The organism is Hwanghaeella sp., from assembly GCF_965227365.1.
GTDB lineage: Bacteria > Pseudomonadota > Alphaproteobacteria > UBA8366 > Aestuariispiraceae > Hwanghaeella.
The window spans coordinates 1,183,761-1,199,986 of sequence record NZ_OZ245754.1 but is presented as its reverse complement, the minus strand read 5'-3'; the positions used below and the strand labels follow the sequence as shown (position 1 = coordinate 1,199,986).

The 16,226-nt window shown below is 61.4% G+C and carries 17 protein-coding genes; 9 read left to right on the top strand and 8 right to left on the bottom strand.

The genetic code is table 11. From position 1 onward, the window contains the following. Positions 1-109 precede the first annotated feature (109 nt). Both dksA and ACQK2G_RS05390 read right to left on the bottom strand, forming a co-directional pair. Positions 110-475 carry an RNA polymerase-binding protein DksA gene (gene dksA / locus ACQK2G_RS05395; RefSeq protein WP_425404005.1) on the bottom strand — a complete coding sequence of 122 codons (366 nt, stop codon included), beginning with the start codon at positions 473-475 and terminating at the stop codon, positions 110-112. Between the two features lie 257 nt (positions 476-732). Continuing rightward, entirely contained in the window at positions 733-1,191 is a 459-nt protein-coding gene (locus ACQK2G_RS05390; RefSeq protein WP_425404004.1) for a flagellar assembly protein FliX, read from the bottom strand. Positions 1,192-1,452: 261 nt separating this feature from the next. Between ACQK2G_RS05390 and ACQK2G_RS05385 the strand changes: the two genes are divergently transcribed. From ACQK2G_RS05385 to ACQK2G_RS05365, 5 genes are all read left to right on the top strand, one after another. Next, positions 1,453-2,622 (top strand): flagellar basal body P-ring protein FlgI, encoded by a 1,170-nt coding sequence (locus ACQK2G_RS05385; protein ID WP_425404003.1) that lies wholly within the window; start codon positions 1,453-1,455, stop codon positions 2,620-2,622. Beyond that, the gene (locus ACQK2G_RS05380; protein WP_425404002.1) at positions 2,622-2,951 is read left to right on the top strand and encodes a rod-binding protein; all 330 of its coding nucleotides are present in this window, start codon (positions 2,622-2,624) and stop codon (positions 2,949-2,951) included. Before ACQK2G_RS05385 ends, ACQK2G_RS05380 begins: the two co-directional genes overlap by 1 nt. Next, on the top strand, positions 2,948-3,502 hold the full coding sequence (locus ACQK2G_RS05375; protein ID WP_425404001.1) for a hypothetical protein: 555 nt from the start codon (positions 2,948-2,950) through the stop codon (positions 3,500-3,502). The genes ACQK2G_RS05380 and ACQK2G_RS05375 overlap by 4 nt, the downstream gene beginning before the upstream one ends. Before the next feature lie 88 nt (positions 3,503-3,590). Continuing rightward, on the top strand, positions 3,591-5,636 hold the full coding sequence (locus tag ACQK2G_RS05370; RefSeq protein WP_425404000.1) for a FlgK family flagellar hook-associated protein: 2,046 nt from the start codon (positions 3,591-3,593) through the stop codon (positions 5,634-5,636). Between the two features lie 55 nt (positions 5,637-5,691). Further along, entirely contained in the window at positions 5,692-6,699 is a 1,008-nt protein-coding gene (locus tag ACQK2G_RS05365) for a Gfo/Idh/MocA family protein (RefSeq protein ID WP_425403999.1), read from the top strand. Between the two features lie 10 nt (positions 6,700-6,709). On the opposite strand, the gene ACQK2G_RS05360 is transcribed toward ACQK2G_RS05365, so the two are convergent. Beyond that, positions 6,710-7,351, bottom strand: coding sequence for a dimethylsulfonioproprionate lyase family protein (locus tag ACQK2G_RS05360; protein WP_425403998.1), 642 nt, complete (start codon positions 7,349-7,351; stop codon positions 6,710-6,712). 241 nt (positions 7,352-7,592) lie between these two features. On the opposite strand from ACQK2G_RS05360, the gene ACQK2G_RS05355 reads away from it, so the two are divergent. The 4 genes from ACQK2G_RS05355 to ACQK2G_RS05340 are packed head-to-tail and all read left to right on the top strand — an operon-like array spanning position 7,593 to position 10,976. Then, entirely contained in the window at positions 7,593-8,756 is a 1,164-nt protein-coding gene (locus ACQK2G_RS05355) for a DegT/DnrJ/EryC1/StrS family aminotransferase (protein WP_425403997.1), read from the top strand. Positions 8,757-8,770: 14 nt separating this feature from the next. Next, positions 8,771-9,850, top strand: coding sequence for an NAD-dependent epimerase/dehydratase family protein (locus ACQK2G_RS05350; RefSeq protein ID WP_425403996.1), 1,080 nt, complete (start codon positions 8,771-8,773; stop codon positions 9,848-9,850). A 35-nt stretch (positions 9,851-9,885) separates the two neighbouring features. Then, complete coding sequence (locus ACQK2G_RS05345) at positions 9,886-10,599, top strand: cytidylyltransferase domain-containing protein (protein WP_425403995.1); 714 nt, start codon at positions 9,886-9,888, stop codon at positions 10,597-10,599. 38 nt (positions 10,600-10,637) lie between these two features. Further along, entirely contained in the window at positions 10,638-10,976 is a 339-nt protein-coding gene (locus ACQK2G_RS05340) for a hypothetical protein (RefSeq protein ID WP_425403994.1), read from the top strand. Positions 10,977-10,983: 7 nt separating this feature from the next. Here ACQK2G_RS05340 and ACQK2G_RS05335 read toward each other — a convergent pair whose 3' ends face one another. The 5 genes from ACQK2G_RS05335 to asnB are packed head-to-tail and all read right to left on the bottom strand — an operon-like array spanning position 10,984 to position 16,212. Continuing rightward, positions 10,984-11,682, bottom strand: a complete 699-nt coding sequence (locus tag ACQK2G_RS05335) for an N-acetyltransferase family protein (RefSeq protein ID WP_425403993.1) — start codon at positions 11,680-11,682, stop codon at positions 10,984-10,986. Continuing rightward, positions 11,682-12,515, bottom strand: coding sequence for a class I SAM-dependent methyltransferase (locus ACQK2G_RS05330; protein WP_425403992.1), 834 nt, complete (start codon positions 12,513-12,515; stop codon positions 11,682-11,684). Before ACQK2G_RS05330 ends, ACQK2G_RS05335 begins: the two co-directional genes overlap by 1 nt. A gap of 13 nt (positions 12,516-12,528) precedes the next feature. Beyond that, entirely contained in the window at positions 12,529-13,260 is a 732-nt protein-coding gene (locus ACQK2G_RS05325) for a formyltransferase family protein (RefSeq protein WP_425403991.1), read from the bottom strand. Further along, complete coding sequence (locus ACQK2G_RS05320; protein ID WP_425403990.1) at positions 13,221-14,369, bottom strand: N-acetyl sugar amidotransferase; 1,149 nt, start codon at positions 14,367-14,369, stop codon at positions 13,221-13,223. The genes ACQK2G_RS05325 and ACQK2G_RS05320 overlap by 40 nt, the downstream gene beginning before the upstream one ends. Positions 14,370-14,379: 10 nt before the next feature. Continuing rightward, positions 14,380-16,212 carry an asparagine synthase (glutamine-hydrolyzing) gene (asnB, locus tag ACQK2G_RS05315; RefSeq protein ID WP_425403989.1) on the bottom strand — a complete coding sequence of 611 codons (1,833 nt, stop codon included), beginning with the start codon at positions 16,210-16,212 and terminating at the stop codon, positions 14,380-14,382. Positions 16,213-16,226 lie beyond the last annotated feature (14 nt).

Here is a 16,226-nt window from a genome sequence, read left to right as displayed (position 1 = left end):
GTCGGAACCGCGCCGAAACAGCTTTCCCGATCCAAAAAAGAAAAAGGGCGGGGTCATTCCCCCCGCCCTTGAAAATTATCGACCGAACGGCCGATCCCGACTGCCGGGATCAGTCGTCGCGGCGTGTGCGCTCATCGCGTTCATGACGTTCCTGCGCTTCCAGCGACAGCGTGGCAATCGGCCGGGCTTCCAAACGGCGCAGAGAAATCGGCTCGCCCGTTTCTTCACAATAACCGTAGGAACCATCCAGAATGCGCTGCAGCGCTTCATCGATCTTCGCAATCAGCTTGCGTTCACGGTCGCGCGTCCGCAACTCGATGGAGCGGTCGGTTTCCATGCTCGCCCGGTCGGTCAGATCCGGCTGGGCGAGGTTTTCTTCTTGCATGCTTTCAAGCGTGTCCGACGATTCCCGAAGAAGTTCGACCCGCCAACGCAGCAGTTTTTGTCGGAAATATTCCTGCTGCAGCGGGTTCATGAACTCTTCATCGTCGGTCGGTGAGTAATCTGGGGGAAGCAAAGTAGCGGAAAGGTGGGAACTCTTGCTTTGAGCTGTACCTGTAGACTGGCCAGACGACATAACATACTCCTAACCCAAGCTACGGAAGGCGAATTTAAACCCCTCGCGCGGCGGGTATAGGGCGTTGCCCCCTCAAACACAATGATAATTTTATTGGATAAATGATGTTTTTCCGCCATCGCCGGACCAACCGGCGACCAGCGCGATGGAACCGGTTACCGCTGCAGCTTGGCCAATTCCACCATGGCCCGAACCTCAATCTCGCCCAAGACGGCGGCGAGCCGCGGATCGTTCGACTGGGTCTTGCCCTGCGAGGCGGCCTTGGCGATTTCATCCAGGCGGTGGGTGGGAATACGCCCCAGCAACAAGCCGATCCGGATCTCTTCCAACCCGTCCAGCATGTCCTGACCCCATTTGCGCGCGCGCTGCTCCCGATCACCGGACAGGGGCCCCTCCCCCTCGGTTTGTTCAGGCGCGTCCACTTCCTGCAACGCGATCAACGCATCGACGGCCCCCACCAGCCCGCCGGCGGAGGGGGCCGCCTTTTCGACGCTGTCCGAGGAATCGGATGAGTTGAGGGAAGACGCAAACGATGCCCCGCCGGAACGTTTTGCCGCCCCGGCCTTTTTGGCGCCCGTCGTCGCGCTGCTTTTGTTCGGTCCTTCGACCTTCATGTGCCGTGTTTCCTGAATATGCTGTCGTAGCGTCCTGAAACCTAACCGGATTCCCGGTATCGGGAAAGGACCGCCATGCGACCGGGCCGGAAGGCGGAAGAATTTGCCCGACTCCTATGCCGGTCCCTCGCCGCCCCCGCCCCAGCCACGATGCGTGGAATTTTCATCATCAAAATCAGATACATAACACCGTGACCTGGATGGCACGCAATTCGCATTGAACAGGCCGAGAGAGACTTTATTGAGAGAAATGAGGCAGGAATGTTCACCTACCCTCACCATAACAAGCGTTTCCGGCATTCCCTTTTCGGGGGAACCGGCCGCCGCATCGTCATCGCCTTGGCGGTCCTGACGGCCGCCATGCTTTGGGCCAGTCCGGGCTTCAGCCAATCCCGGATCAAGGACATCGTCGATTTCGAAGGCGTTCGGGACAACATGCTGGTCGGTTACGGTCTGGTTGTCGGCCTGAACGGCACCGGCGACGGGCTGAATTCCGCGATCTTCACCCGAGAAAGCCTGGTCGGCATGCTGCAGCGCCTCGGCGTTAACGCGGATGACGATGCGCTGGATACGAACAATGTCGCGGCCGTCATGGTCACGGCGACCCTGCCGCCGTTTTCGCGGCAGGGCGCGCGGATCGACGTGAACGCCTCGGCCCTGGGTGATGCAAGCAGCTTGCTGGGCGGAACCCTGCTTGTGACGCCACTGGTCGGCGCAGATGGCGAAATTTATGCGGTTGCGCAGGGCACCCTTGCCGTTGGCGGGTTTTCCGCCCAAGGGGCCGCTGAAACGGTCATCAAGGGGGTCCCGACAAGCGCGCGGATCGCCAATGGCGCGATCGTGGAACGTGAGATCAATTTCCGGATGGAAGACCTGCAAACGGTCAAGATCACGCTTCGGAACCCGGACTTCACGACGGCCCGCCGCGTCAGCCGCGCGATCAACGCCTTCGTCGGCCTGGAGACGACACGCGTGCTGGACCCCGGCACGGTCGAAATGGACATTCCCGAGACCTATAACGGCCGCGTCGTCGAAATGATCACCGATATCGAGCAATTGCGGGTCGAGCCCGACCAGATTGCCCGGGTCGTCATCGACGAACAGTCCGGCGTGATCGTGATGGGCGAAAACGTACGGATCAATCAGGTCGCCATCGCCCAGGGCAGTCTGACGATCAGGATCACGGAGACACCCCAGGTTTCGCAGCCGCAGCCTTTCTCCAACACGGGCACGACGCAAACAGTCGACCGCACCAACATCGAAATCGACGAAGGCGGAGACCAGCGGCTGACCGTCTTGAATACGGGCGTCAGCCTGCAGGAGGTCGTCAACGGGCTGAACGCGTTGGGCATCGGGCCGCGCGACATGATCACCATTCTGCAGGCAATCAAGTATGCCGGCGCCCTGCAGGCCGATATCGAGGTGATGTGATGAGCGATATTCTGCCGAACCAAGCCTTCGACATGGCGACCAGCGGGATCTACCGGCCGGCCAGCGCCAATATCGACTCCGCCAAATCGCGACGGGATCCCGAGGCCGCGGCCAAGGATTTCGAATCCTTCTTCATCGCCAACATGCTGGACCAGATGTTCGCCGGCCTGGAAGCCGACGGCATGTTCGGCGGCGGCGAGGCGGAAAAAACCTATCGCGGTCTGCTACACCAGGAATACGGCAAGGCGATCGCCGAACAGGGCGGCGTCGGTGTCGGCAAGATGGTGAGCAGCGAGATCATCCGCATGCAGGAAATGGCAAACCAATGAGCGACAAAACCGAAGCCACGTCCAACCCCTACCTGAACCGCCCCGCCGCGGCGGAAACGGCGCCTGCATCCGAAACGGCCACAGGCACGCCCGCCGACACGGCCGGCACGGAAAGCCAGGCGGCCGCCAATGTCCGCGCGGTGGCGATGATCAATCTGGTCGACAAGCTGATTGACGTGCTGGATCGGGAAAACGCCCTGTTGGACAAACCGCGCTCCAAGGATCTCGGACCAATCGTCGGGGAGAAGCAGGGGCTTTTTGCCGAGTATGAAGCGATGCTGCGGCAGATCGGCAATTTGAGCGCCCTGATGGCGGAAATTTCCCCCGACCGGAAAGCCGAACTGTTGGCGCGAGCCAAGGAGTTCGATGCGAAATTGCGGGAAAACGAGGTGAAGCTGGACGCCATGGTCCGATCCAGCGAACAGGTCATGCGGGTCATGTCCGACGTCGCGCGCAAAATGGCCCAGCCGGTTCAGGGTTACGGCAATAAAGGCGCCGTTTCCTACACGGCGAAGACCAGCGCGCCGGTGGCGGTGAACGAAACCCTCTAGTCCCGCTGCCGCGGGGTCAAAACTGGTCCGGCCTTTGCAATAGATATTCCGAGAGTGAATTCGGAACAATATTACCGGGCTCAACACCATGACCCTTACGGCCGCGATACAATCCGCCATTTCGAGCCTCAACTCGATCAACACGGCGGTAAACGTCACCTCGCAGAACGTCGCCAACGCGACCAACCAGGACTACAACGCCCAGGATGCGATCTTTTCGGACATCACCAATGGCGGTGTCCGGATCGCCGAGATCGTAAGGCGCGTCAATGTCGGCCTGCGCAACGAATTGCTGGGCGAAGTCAACACCGCCGCCGCGTCATCGGCCCGCAATGAAGCCTATGAACTGATTGAGCAGCTGACCGGCACCCTGACCGGACAGACACCCCTGACGGACGCGATCGAGGAATTCCGCAGCGCCTGGAAGGCCTTCGAAGCCGCCCCCGAAAACGATGCCGCGCGTACCGACGTCGTCCTGCTGGGCCAGTCCGTCGCCATCGAAATTCAGCGCCTTTCCGACGGCCTGGACGTGATCGAACGACAGATCCGCACGGACCTGCGCGACACGGTCGCCGACGTCAACGACGCCCTGGCGGAAATCGAGCGGCTGAACGATACGATCATCAACGAGAAGGCCGCCTTCCGTCCGATCGCCGATCTGGAGAACCTGCGCGACGCGGAAATCCTGAAGGTCGCCGAGGTCTTCGACATTCAGGTCCTGGCCAAGGCGGACGGGTCGGTCGCCGTCTATACGACGACGGGCCTGGATCTCGTGGACGCCTCGGCCTCGGTATTCACCTTCAACGAGGCGGATTTCACCCTGACGAAGACGGGATCGGCCTCCACCGATCTGTCCAATCAGCTGACCGACGGCAAACTGGCGGCGCAAATCAACCTGCTGCGCACCGACGGCACCTCGCTGCAAAGCACTCAGAACGGGGTCGCGCCGATTCAGAAGCTTCGCAATCAGCTCGACGAACTCGCCTTTTCCTTCGTCGATGTTTCCGTCGCCCAGGCGCGCGGCACGCAGCCCGTCCTCAGCGATACCGACATCACCACCCTGACCGGGGTCGATGCCGGCGACGTCATCACGATCAATGTCGGCGGCAGCGACCAGACCGTCACGGTCGGCGCCAACCAGACGGCCGCCTCCCTGGTCGCCGCGCTGGATGCCCTGACCAATGTGGATGCCCGGATCGACGCAAACGGACAGGTCGTGATCATGTCCAATGCCGGCGCCCTGACGATCACCGACCCCGACGGCGCCGCCGCGGGCCTCGGCATCGTCAGCAGCAGCCCGCAGACCTTCGCGCAAAATGTCGCCGTCAGTTTCGCCCGTGCCTATCAGAACGAGATCGCCACCGGATCCACGGCGCTGACCGCGACGACGGACCTGGTCGCCACCACGGGCCTGACCGATCCGTCCACCTTTACGGTGACGGCCGCGGGCGCCGGCGCGACGACGATCACCATCGGCACAGGGGCCGGCGAGGCGCAGACCGCGGGCGATCTGATCGCCGCCTTGAACGATGTCGAAGGGGTCCGTGCGGAATTGAACGCCAACGGCTTCCTGGAGATCAGCAGCGCGGAAGGCTCGCTGGTCATCACCGACGGGGCGAACACGCCGCTGGCATCCCTCGGCTTCATCACCTCCGGCGGCGTCGCCGTCCTCGAAGGCACGCCGAACAGCGGCGAGGCCGCGCGCTTCTTCGAGGCGGAGACAGGAACCACACCCGGCGATGTCTCGCGCGTCAATTTCCGCGTCAACGATACGCTGACGGCGAACGCGGAAGAAGTGAAACTGCTGGTCGGCAGCCGCGTGCTGACCTCCCTCAACAGCGAAGCCCGCGCCATCGTCGGCGCCGGCGTCAATATTCAGAGCGAGGACTATACCGGTCTGGCCTCGGGCATCCTGGTCGAGATCACCCGTCAGGGCGAGGTCGCGACCCGGCAGTCGATACGGTCGGAAACCCTGCGCGACAACCTGTTTCAGGCCCTGCGCGACGAGGTCGGCGTTAATGTCGACGAGGAACTGGCGCGGCTGACCGTTCTGCAGAACTCCTTCGCCGCGACCGCCCGGGTATTGAGCGTCGTCGACGATCTGTTCGGAACTCTCGAAACCATCGTTCAGTAACTGATCACACGCAATCCGTCGGCCCGGCGGGCCGGCCCGGCCACCAGAAGGAACAGTGCCGTTGCCCCCCATCAAGGTTGGAGTTATCGGTCTCGGAGTCGGCGAACGGCATATCGTCGGCTATCGCCAGATCGAGGGCGTTGAGGTCACCGGGATTTGCGACATCGACCCCGCCAAACTGCAGGAGGTCGGCGACCGGCAGGATGTTCCGGCCCGGTATGCGGATTACCGGACGATGCTGGACCGCGCCGACCTCGACGCGGTTTCGATCTGCTCCTACGACGATGCCCATGCGGACCAGGCCGTCGCCGCCTTCGAGGCGGGACTGCATGTCATGGTGGAAAAGCCGCTGGCCCTGAACCGCCCGGACCTGGACCGGGTGATGCGCGCCCAGACGGATGCGAAACGGCGCTTATCCTCGAACCTGATCCTGCGGCAGAGCCCCCGCTTCCAAAAAGTGCGGGACATGGTTCGGAACGGCGAGTTCGGCGATCTGCATTACATGGAAGGCGACTACATCCACCAGATCCTGTGGAAAATCACAGAGGGCTGGCGCGGCAAGATGGACTTCTATTGCGTCACCTATGGCGGCGGCATCCATCTGATCGACCTGATGCGCTGGATCGCCGGGGAAGAGGTGACCGAGGTCACGGCCATGGCCGCGAAGAAGGTAACCCGCGACAGCGCCTTCAAATACCCGGATACGATGGTCAGCCTGCTGCGTTTCGACAGCGACCTGCTGGCCAAGTCGACCACCAGCTTCGCGCCGCAGCGGCGCCAGATCCACACCCTGAACCTGTACGGCACGAAATTGAGCTTCGAGAATGCCAACGGCCCGGCGCGCCTCTATAGCGGCGACCGGCCGGAGGACGAAACCGCATTCGACACCCCCTATCCCGCGATCGAAAAGGGCGACCTGCTGCCCGACTTCATCGCCGCTATCCGCGAAGACCGCGACCCCGTCGTCAGCGCCCATGACGTCTTCCAGGTCATGAATATCTGTCTGGCCGCCTGGGAAAGCGTGGAGACCGGCCGCGCTGTTGCCGTGCCGCGGCTGATCTGATCCGCGCCGCCTATTTCTTCGAGAAAGTCATCTTCTGGGTTGTCAGGGCGTCCGAGGAGCCGGTCCAGGCGTAGACCAGCAGACAGGGCTCCCGATCCGCCGTGGTGATCCGGTGCATCTGCCCCGGCGGATTGAAGATCAAGGATCCCGGCGCATAGACACCGGCATCGTTTTCCGACGTATTCCCGGCGATACAGACATAGCTTTCGGTGATGCCTTTATGGCTGTGCGCTGGATAGGTCGTCTTCGGCGCAAAGAGAACGCAGCCGATGATGATCCGGTCACTGACGACAGGACCGTTGGGGCCCAGGAATTCGCAGAAACCGTATTTTCGGGTCAGGCCCCGCGGCACCCTCTCGTATCCGTAGCGCCAATTGAGCAAGCTGCGGACCGCCTCCAACGACCGCGCGACCTTCGCGGTGCGAAGGCCAGTCGCGCTGCTGAGCGCCCGGTCCAGATGTTCACAGACCGGCAATTGCTTCGCCGGACCGTACTCGATCTCGGGATCGTCCTCGAAAACCCGGCCCAGGGCCCGGCGCACATCCGCCATATGGGTGCGGATTTTCGCGCTGCCGCCCGCCGACCCCATTTGATAGAGCTCATGCACGTCGCGAAGCAGATATTGCCAACTCGGTACATTAGACAAACGCATGGCGATCGGCCTCCTGCGGTTTCACCGGCCCCTAGTACCTGATGTATCTCCCTGGCGTATCTTCATGGCGTATCTTCCTGGCGCATCACGCCTCCGCCGGTTTTGCCGGACTTGCCTGAAAACCGCGAATCCGCGCGTTGTTCTTATCGCTTTCTTAACTCTAGCGGCGGCCTAATGCGTGGCGCAATAATTGCTAAGCATCTGGTAAGCTGAAAAAAACTTTGTGTAGAGGCCGAAAAATATGACGGCTGCGACCATCCCCTTCGGAAAGCCGATGCTGGCCGAAGACGCTTTCGACGCGGTCCGAAGCGTGCTCGAGAGCGGTATCCTCGTGCACGGCAAGATCACCGAAGCCTTCGAGCAAGCCTTCGCGGACAGGATCGGCGTGAAACACGCGGTCGCCGTCTCCAGTTGCACGGCCGGTCTGCATCTGGTCCATTTCTGCCGTGGCATCGGACCCGGCGACAGGGTCGCGGTTCCGGCGATGACCCATGTGGCGACCGCCCATGCTGTCGAACTGGCCGGCGCCAAGCCGCTGTTCATCGATGTCGAGGCATCGACCGGCAACATGGACGCGACCCTGTTGGCCAAGGCGGTCGAAGACGGCGCCAAGCTGGCCGCGGTCATGCCGGTGCATTATCTTGGCCTGCCCTGCGACATGGACGCGATCAACGAGGCGGCAACGGCCGCCGGCGCCTACGTTCTGGAAGACTGCGCCCTGGCGGTCGACGCAACCTACAAGGGACGCAAGGCGGGCGGTCTGGGTCTGGCCGGCGCCTTTTCCTTTTATCCTGTGAAACACATGACCTCCATCGAAGGCGGCATGGTCACGACCGATGACGGCGACCTGGCCGCCGCGATCCGCAAGCGCCGCGCTTTCAGTTACAACCGCGCCTTGGGCGAGCGAACCCGCCCCGGCATCTATGATGTCGACGCGCTCGGCTACAACTATCGCATGAGCGAGGTCGAAGCAGCCGTGGGGTTGAGCCAGCTTTCCCATTTGGACGGTTTCCAGGAAACCCGCGCCCGGAACGACGCCATTCTGCGCGACGGCCTCGCGGAACTATCAGAGCTAACTATTTTCCCGGACAGCCATGGGCAGGCTCGATCCAGCCACTACTGTTTCAATATCGTATTGCCGCGGGACGGGTCGCTACCGCGCGACAGGGTGGTCGATTTCCTGAAGGCCAAGGGGGTCGGAACATCGGTGCATTATCCCTCCGCCGTGCCGATGTTCGAGTACTACCGGACCAAATACGGCTATCGGCCGGGCCAGTTCCCGGTCGCGGAATGGCTGGGGGAACAAACCGTCTCGCTGCCGGTCGCGCCGCATGTCAGCGAAAGTGACGCCCGCTACATCGTCGATTGCGTGCGCGATGCTATACAAACCGTCAAACGGGGATAACAGGAACCGATTCCATGAGCCACATCCCGTACGAAACGCTTGCCCCCAAGCTGGCCGACCAGCGGATCATGTTGATCGGCGGCGCCGGCTTCATCGGCCATAACCTGGCCCTGGAACTGGCCCGGATGGGCGCGACGGTGATGATCGTCGACAACCTGATGGTCAACAGCCTGATCGAGAATTCCTTCGTCGAGGAACAGGATCCGGTCCAGCGGACGGCGTACCGCAACTTCCTGAACGAGCGCTTCTCCCTGCTGCGGTCGGCCCATGTGCAATTGCGCAACGCGGATGCCCGTCTGCTCGCCGATCTGGGCCGCTGTTTCGAGGAATTCGACCCGACCAAGGTCGTCCACATGGCGGCCATCGCCAGTGCCGTCGACGCAAAGAAGGAACCGGGCCTGGCCTTCGACCTGCAATTGATCACCCTGCGCAACACCCTGGAACTGGTTCGACCCAAGACCGACCGGATCAACCAGGTGATGTTCATGTCATCCAGCACGGTCTATGGCGATTTCGAAGGCGACAGTGTCGACGAAAGGACCTTCCCGCGCCCGGAAGGCATCTACGCCAACGCGAAGTTCATGGGCGAGCGACTGATACGGACCTATCGCACCCAATACGGGTTGGGCACGACGGTCATTCGTCCTTCCGCCCTCTATGGCGAGCGATGCATCTCCCGCCGCGTGAGTCAGATGTTCATCGAGAACGCCCTGACCGGCAAACCCCTGCTGCTGGAAGGCGGCGGTGACGGGCGGCTGGATTTCACCTATATTCGGGATCTGGTCCAGGGACAGGTCCGCGCGCTTGCCCTGCATGACGGGCCGGATGCATCCAGCACCTTCAACCTGACCTTCGGCAATGCGCGCACGATCGCCGATCTGGCTGCGGTGGTGAAATCCATCGTGCCGGAAGCCATACTGGAGGATCGCCCGCGCGCCGTGGACAAGCCCGTGCGCGGGACGCTTTCCATCGAACGCGCCCAATCCGTCCTCGGCTTCGAACCGGAATACGGGCTGGAAGACGGCTACCGGCAATACTGCGAATGGTATGTCGATGCCTGGCGCCGTGCGCAACGGGAAGCCAACCTGGCCTGAGGCCCGGCAGATCACAGTTAGTGTAAGGAGTTCGCATGCCCAAGAATGCAGCCCATATCGTCCTCGCGCGGATGGGCTCGACCCGGCTGCCCGGCAAGGCCCTGCTGCCGCTGGGCGATACCGTTCTGCTCGGCCTGACGATTGCCCGGCTGAGGCAGACGAAGCATGTCGACCGGATCATCCTGGCCACCACCAATTCCGAACGCGACGACCCGTTGGTCGAATTCGCCGAGCAGCAGGGGATCGAATGTTTCCGGGGCAACTGGCGTGACGTCGCCGGCCGCTGCCTGGCCTGTGCCACGCAGTTCCGGCTGAACTGGTTCGTGCGGATCTGCGGCGATAGTCCTTTCATCGACCCGGCGGTTGTCGATCTGGTCTGCGAAAAATACCTGGATGAACGGCCCGACGTCGCCACGAATGTCCACCCCCGCACCTTCCCCATCGGATGCAGTGCGGAAGCGGTCGAGACCGCCGCCCTTCGGCGTCTTTGCGCGACCACGAAGGACCTTCGTTATCGCGAACATGTAACCGCTTTCTTCTATGAACACGAAGAGATGTTCAGCATCGAAAACGTCGCCGTAGCGGACAACCGTTATGAAGGCGTCTCGATCGCGGTCGACACCCCGTCCGACTACGAGCGGGCGCAATGGGTCTACAAGCATCTCGGCGATCCATTGACCGCGCCGGTCGACGAGATCGTCGCGACATCGATGCGTTGGGGCGGCAAGGACGACAAAAAGCTCGTCTAGACGTCAAACGTTACGGCCGGGCGCCCTTTGGAGAGATTATGAAAATCGACCGTCTCGATCCCCCGCGTGATTTCAGCGTCAAGGGCGTCACCATATCCCATACCGCCGATATCCATCTGGCCGAGGATCAGATGGTGACCTTCAAGACACCGAGCGGCGCGGAATATGACGTGGCCGCCAAGGATTGGGGCTTTTACGCCACGCCGTCGACCAACGGCCGGTTGAAGAATCATGGCTTCCGCACCGCGTTGTCCCGCAACCGGGAAACGGGACTGCGCTATGTCCTGCTTGTGGAAGTGACGAAGATGGACGCGTTCGAGGCCTATTGCCGGGAACAGAACATGGTCGTTGAAAACTGGCTGGACGAAGACATCTGACCGGCAATCACGGCATCCAGTGCCATGTATCGGCGCGCCTGATTTCTTCGAATCCCATGGATCGGTAAAAATTGAGCGATGACGGATTCCCTGCCTGGGTTCCGACCTGCATCGTGGCTACCCGGTCCCGGTAATGATCCAGCGCAGCGGCGACTAGCGCCCGACCAAGCCCCTGTCCCTGCTGGTCAGGATCGACGGCGATCAAGTCGATCACCGCGACGTCGGACCGCAAGAGCATCGCGCAGAACCCCGCGACGTTTCCAAGCGCCTCGACCACGAATGTAACATCCGCGCGGCCGCGCAAGTCGTTCTCGATCCAATCCGCTTTCAAGGTATCGGCTGCCCGGTCATCGATCCTTGGATCCGCATGAAAACGGTCCCAGCGCAACGCCGCCGCGGCAATCCGCCGGCACGCCGGGATGTCTTCTATTCCCCCCGAACGGACAGCCGCTGTGATGGGGCCTTCCACAATCCCGCCGGCGGTCTTTCGTTCAAACGTGACCAGCGTTTCGACCTTGCGGAACCCGGCGTTCGAGAGGTGCGTTCCGGCACCTTCGGTGCGGCAACTGACCAGAATGGCGCCAGCTTTCCTGGCTTGCTCAACGGCTGCCGCCGCCCGTTCCGGGTCCGCACAGTCGAAAACCGGGCCGCCAAGATGCTTCGCCTCGAAACTCCTCTCGGTCAGCACGGGTGCCGTCGTCGACATCAACCGACATCCCCGGACCGAACCAGAAAAGCGCGCAGGGTGTATTTGGAACTCTGTTCCCTCACCCGCTCGATCAGTTCGACGCGGAATCCCGCATTGACGGCCAGCAGGCTCAAGGAAGCCACGGAATAGGCGTCGTAATGTTCGACGAAAAACTCCTCCCGCCCCGGGCTGTCGGCAATCGCCCCCTCGCCGTCGGGCAATTCCACATAGACGACACCGCCCGGCTTCAGGAAGCCACCGGCCCGCGCCAACATGGCGAAAGGATCGGTCACATGTTCCAGGACCTTGTTGAAGGTGATCAGATCGAATGTCCGATCCAGTTCCACCAGCATGAAATCGCCCGCAACCGCATCCACGCCGGCCCGTTCGCGGGCGTGCCGGGCACCGCGCGCATCCGGGTCCAACGCCAGACAGGTCCATCCCTTCGCGCGCATCGCCGCCGGGAACACGGCCAGCCCGGATCCCACGTCCAGCAGGTCCCCAAACCCTTCCGGCACCGCCAGCCTGCGGGCCATTTCGTCGACACGCTCGACACGGGCACGGTTGTCGGATTTTTCCGGCGGCAGCGCCATGATCCGCTCGAAGGTTTCCACCATGCGGCTGCCGCCATAGGTGCGGTCCCAATAGTCGGCGTCGTAGATCCCCGCCAGATCCATGTCGTGCACATTCACCACATGGCGGCATCCGCCGCACTGCCACAAGCCGCGTCGATAGGGCGAGAAGCCGAAATCGGTTTCGCCGGGCGGCGGCGCATCGTATCCGGCCAGGAAGGACCAATCCGCCGCGCCGCAAAAGCGGCAAGGCGCAGAAGGAGGAGGATAATCGGTCAAGGCGGGCCCGCCGTCAGAGCTGGCTGGTATACCGTTCGAAACGCTGCTTGCAGAGTTCCTTCAGCACGGTGGGCATGAAGCCGTAGAACCGTCCGCTACGGTTTTGCGGACGGCTGATGAACTGGCCGAAGGTTTGCAGCATGTGCAGGCCCTGCATCACCAGTTGAACGCAAACTTCGGTATTCGCTGCGCGGAATTCATGCATCTCCATATCCGGTTCGATCGGAATGCCCGCGCTCAAAACCACCCCACCCCGGTCGTTGTTGGATTCGACACGGTGCAGCGTGGAGACCAACCCGTCGAAGTCCTTGTGATAGATCGCCCAGAGATGCGTATCGATGCCGAAATAGTCTTCCGGGTTCGCCCCGTGCAGATTGACGATCCGATCCGGTCGAACATCGATCAGGTCTTCCGACAACCTTCCGGTGCCGAAGACGACAATCGCGTCCGGGTCGAACTCACGGATTTTCTGAATGCATTCGGGATCGTTGATATCGTGATAGGTATGCGTCGGCGCTAAGTCGCCCAGGGTCGGTTTCTTGCCTTCGAACCAGAGCTTCAATTCATAGTCGTCGCTCTTCGATTCGAATTCGTGATGCGTTTCGAACTCGGCGGAAATCGGACGGCGTTCCTCGCACACCATGACATGCGTCACGTTCTTCGCAAGTTCTCTCACGAAATAGCAGTGATGAACCGTTTCGGTCGTCAGGATGACGACGCGCATGTCGGTTGGCTGTTCCGCCATGGCCAATCCTCAATCAAGAAACCCGGTATCGTCCATACGTCGGAGTCACGGCGCCAGATTGCCGGATTCCTGAAGCTCTCGCAAATCCGCCAGAACCATTCCTCGGGTAGCTCTTGAAAGGCGCAGAACGCCTTGATGTCTTCATGAGGAGCTTCCCACCCTTTTTGGCGAATGATTTCAATCGCTTCTTCTCTTGTCGTCATGCCCATCCTAACCTGGACGGACAGGTTATCAAAGCTGCGTGTGATGCCGAACTTATACCATTTCAGGAAATGGTGCAGGGAGATGAACCGGCAGTCGATATCCGCGAAATCCCAGGTGCCCGTCTTCAAATGGCTCGCGTTCGATTCGAAACCGTGTTTCGCGGCGATCTCGGCATTCTCGAAACTGTTCCATTTGAAATAGGATCCCAGGAATACGGACTCCAGTTTGAAGTCCCCGACCTCACCCAGGGCATAAGCCACGAGATCCTCTTCTGTAAGCCCCTCGGCGCCGACCCAGTCCGCGGCATTCGTCGACTGCAGACAACCGTGTTTCGCGAGCCATTCGCGATCCAGATGGGTTGCCAGCCTTTCATCCTTCGCCCCGCCATATTCCAGCTGGGCATTCTCACCCCAGACGATCAGGGGAATGCGCAACTGTAGCGCGAGCCGGATGGGAATGGCGAACAGCGCCATATGCATGGGCAGTCCGGTCGCGCCCAGCTTTTCAAAGGCGGCTTTCATGAAGCGGCGTTCGACATCCGGATTGATCGTATAGTCGATATGGTCGACGCCCAGACTGCCGATCATATTGTCCAGGTTGCGTTGGCCGATCTCGGTCCGCGCCGGGGTGCGCCAGGTAACGGCCAGGATCTTCAAGCCGAATTCCTGCGCCTTGATGATCTGATACCAGCTGTCTTTTCCGCCACTGACCGGGACGATGCAGTCATAACCCGTGCTGCGTTCCTTGGCGTCTGCGACAAGCGCTTCGAAAGCCAGCTTCCGCGCCGCCCAATCGATGTGATGTTCCTTGTCCTCATGCCCCCGGCACGCGGAACAAACGCCTTCCTCGTCGATGGTCAGGCCCGGTCTGGTATCCGGCAGAATGCATCTCGTGCAGTAACGCATGATCTTCCTGTCAAACCTCGGGCGCGGCTGCCCGGTCCACGAACAGTTTGGCCGATATCAGCGAGAACAGAAACTTGCTTTCACTGTTCAGCCCCGTCCCCTGGTCCAGGAAGGCTTCCACCTTTGTCCGGTCCACGATGTCGTAGAACGGCGAATTGTCGAGAATAGCGGATCTGACGGCCGGGTCTGTGACGTCGATCATATTCGTCACCGGCGCATTGATCCCCTGCTTGCGCGGATTTTCCATGATCTCGGGCGCCGCGATCCCTTCGCCTGCCTTACGCAGCAGGTATTTCGGCAAGCCGTCGTGTATAAGATGCCGGGTCGGCACCGTGGAGAGGAATTCCGCCAATCGGCTGTCCAGGAAGGCCGCCCTGTTCTCGACCGAATAGGCCATGGCGGCAAGGTCGTCTTCATGCAGCATCACCGGCACCGTCTCGACGAACAGTTCGTTCAGCATTCGCCCGCGCAACGGATCGTCGGCGAAGTGCCGCTCCCGATGCGGTTCGGTGAAGGGTTCCCGCAGGAATGCCGCAAAGCGCTCGGCCCCCAGAAAGATGTGATCGCGCGACGTCGGTTGCTCGATGAAGGCCCGAGGGTTCTGCAGAAACGGATTGCGAACGAAACGGCCATAGGTTCCGCGCCATTCCGCCACCAGAGTCTCGAAATCCTCCCGTTCCTTCTGCGACGCCAGCCAGAAGAGATAGTGATCGTAATAGCCGGAAAACAGTTCATCCGCCCCCGTCCCGCCGAGGGAGACCTTGAACCCGGCCTGGTGGATCTCTTCCGATACAAGGGCATGCAGGTAATAGGAAATCGTCATCAGCGGGCCATCGAAATAGTCGATCAACCCCTCCAGCCTATCCAGGAACCCCCGCTTCGGAATCCGGATGGCATGATGGTCGCAGCCGAAATAGTCGACCGCCCGCATGATGCTGGCTGTCTCGTCATAACGTGGATCATCGTCCAGGACGGAGAAGGCGGTCACCTTCCGTCCCAGAACATTCTGCGCCACGCCGGCGATGACGTTGGAATCGATGCCGCCGCTCAGACGGACGGCAACGGGCACATCCGCGCGCAACCGGTATTCCACCGCATCGATCACATGCTTCCGTGCCTGTTCGACCGCCTCGTCCAGCGTCATCTCAACCGGCGCGAAACCAAGCGACCAATAGGGCTTCGGTGCGACGACACCGTCTCCCCGGACCTCGGCGAGCGTTCCGGCGGGAAACTCGGAAACGCCTTCATGGAAGGTCTCGCCTGCGGCATAGAGAGACTTGTAGCCGTTCACCAGATAACGGCGGATCTGACCGAGGTTCACCGCCGGTTTTTCGCCCGCCATTGCGGCAAGCGCCTTGATCTCCGACGCGAAATACAAACCTTCCGGACGCGTCCAGAGGTAGAGCGGCTTTTCCCCGAAGCGATCGCGGCTCAGCAGCAGCGTATCCCGTTCGGGGTCATGCAGCGCGAAGGCCCACATCCCCTCGAAACGCTTGACCGCGTCCGCCCCCCACCGTCGATAGGCTTCGAGGATGACCTCGGTATCGCCGGTGGTCTCGAACCGGACACCGAACCCTTCCAGCTCCTTGCGCAGTTCCGGGAAGTTGTAGACCTCCCCGTTGTAGACCAGCGTCAGCCCATGCTTGCGGAACGGCTGATCGGAACGCGTATCCAAGTCCACGATCGACAACCGCGTATGCATCAGGGAAAGGGCGTGGTCTCCGAGCGTCCTGACCGCATGACCACAGCCGTCCGGGCCGCGCGCCCGCATACGGTCCAGCACATGGACGAGCTTTTCCTCATCGAGAGGCTTGGAGGTTATCGCGCCGGCAATCCCGCACATGGCCCGGCCCTTAC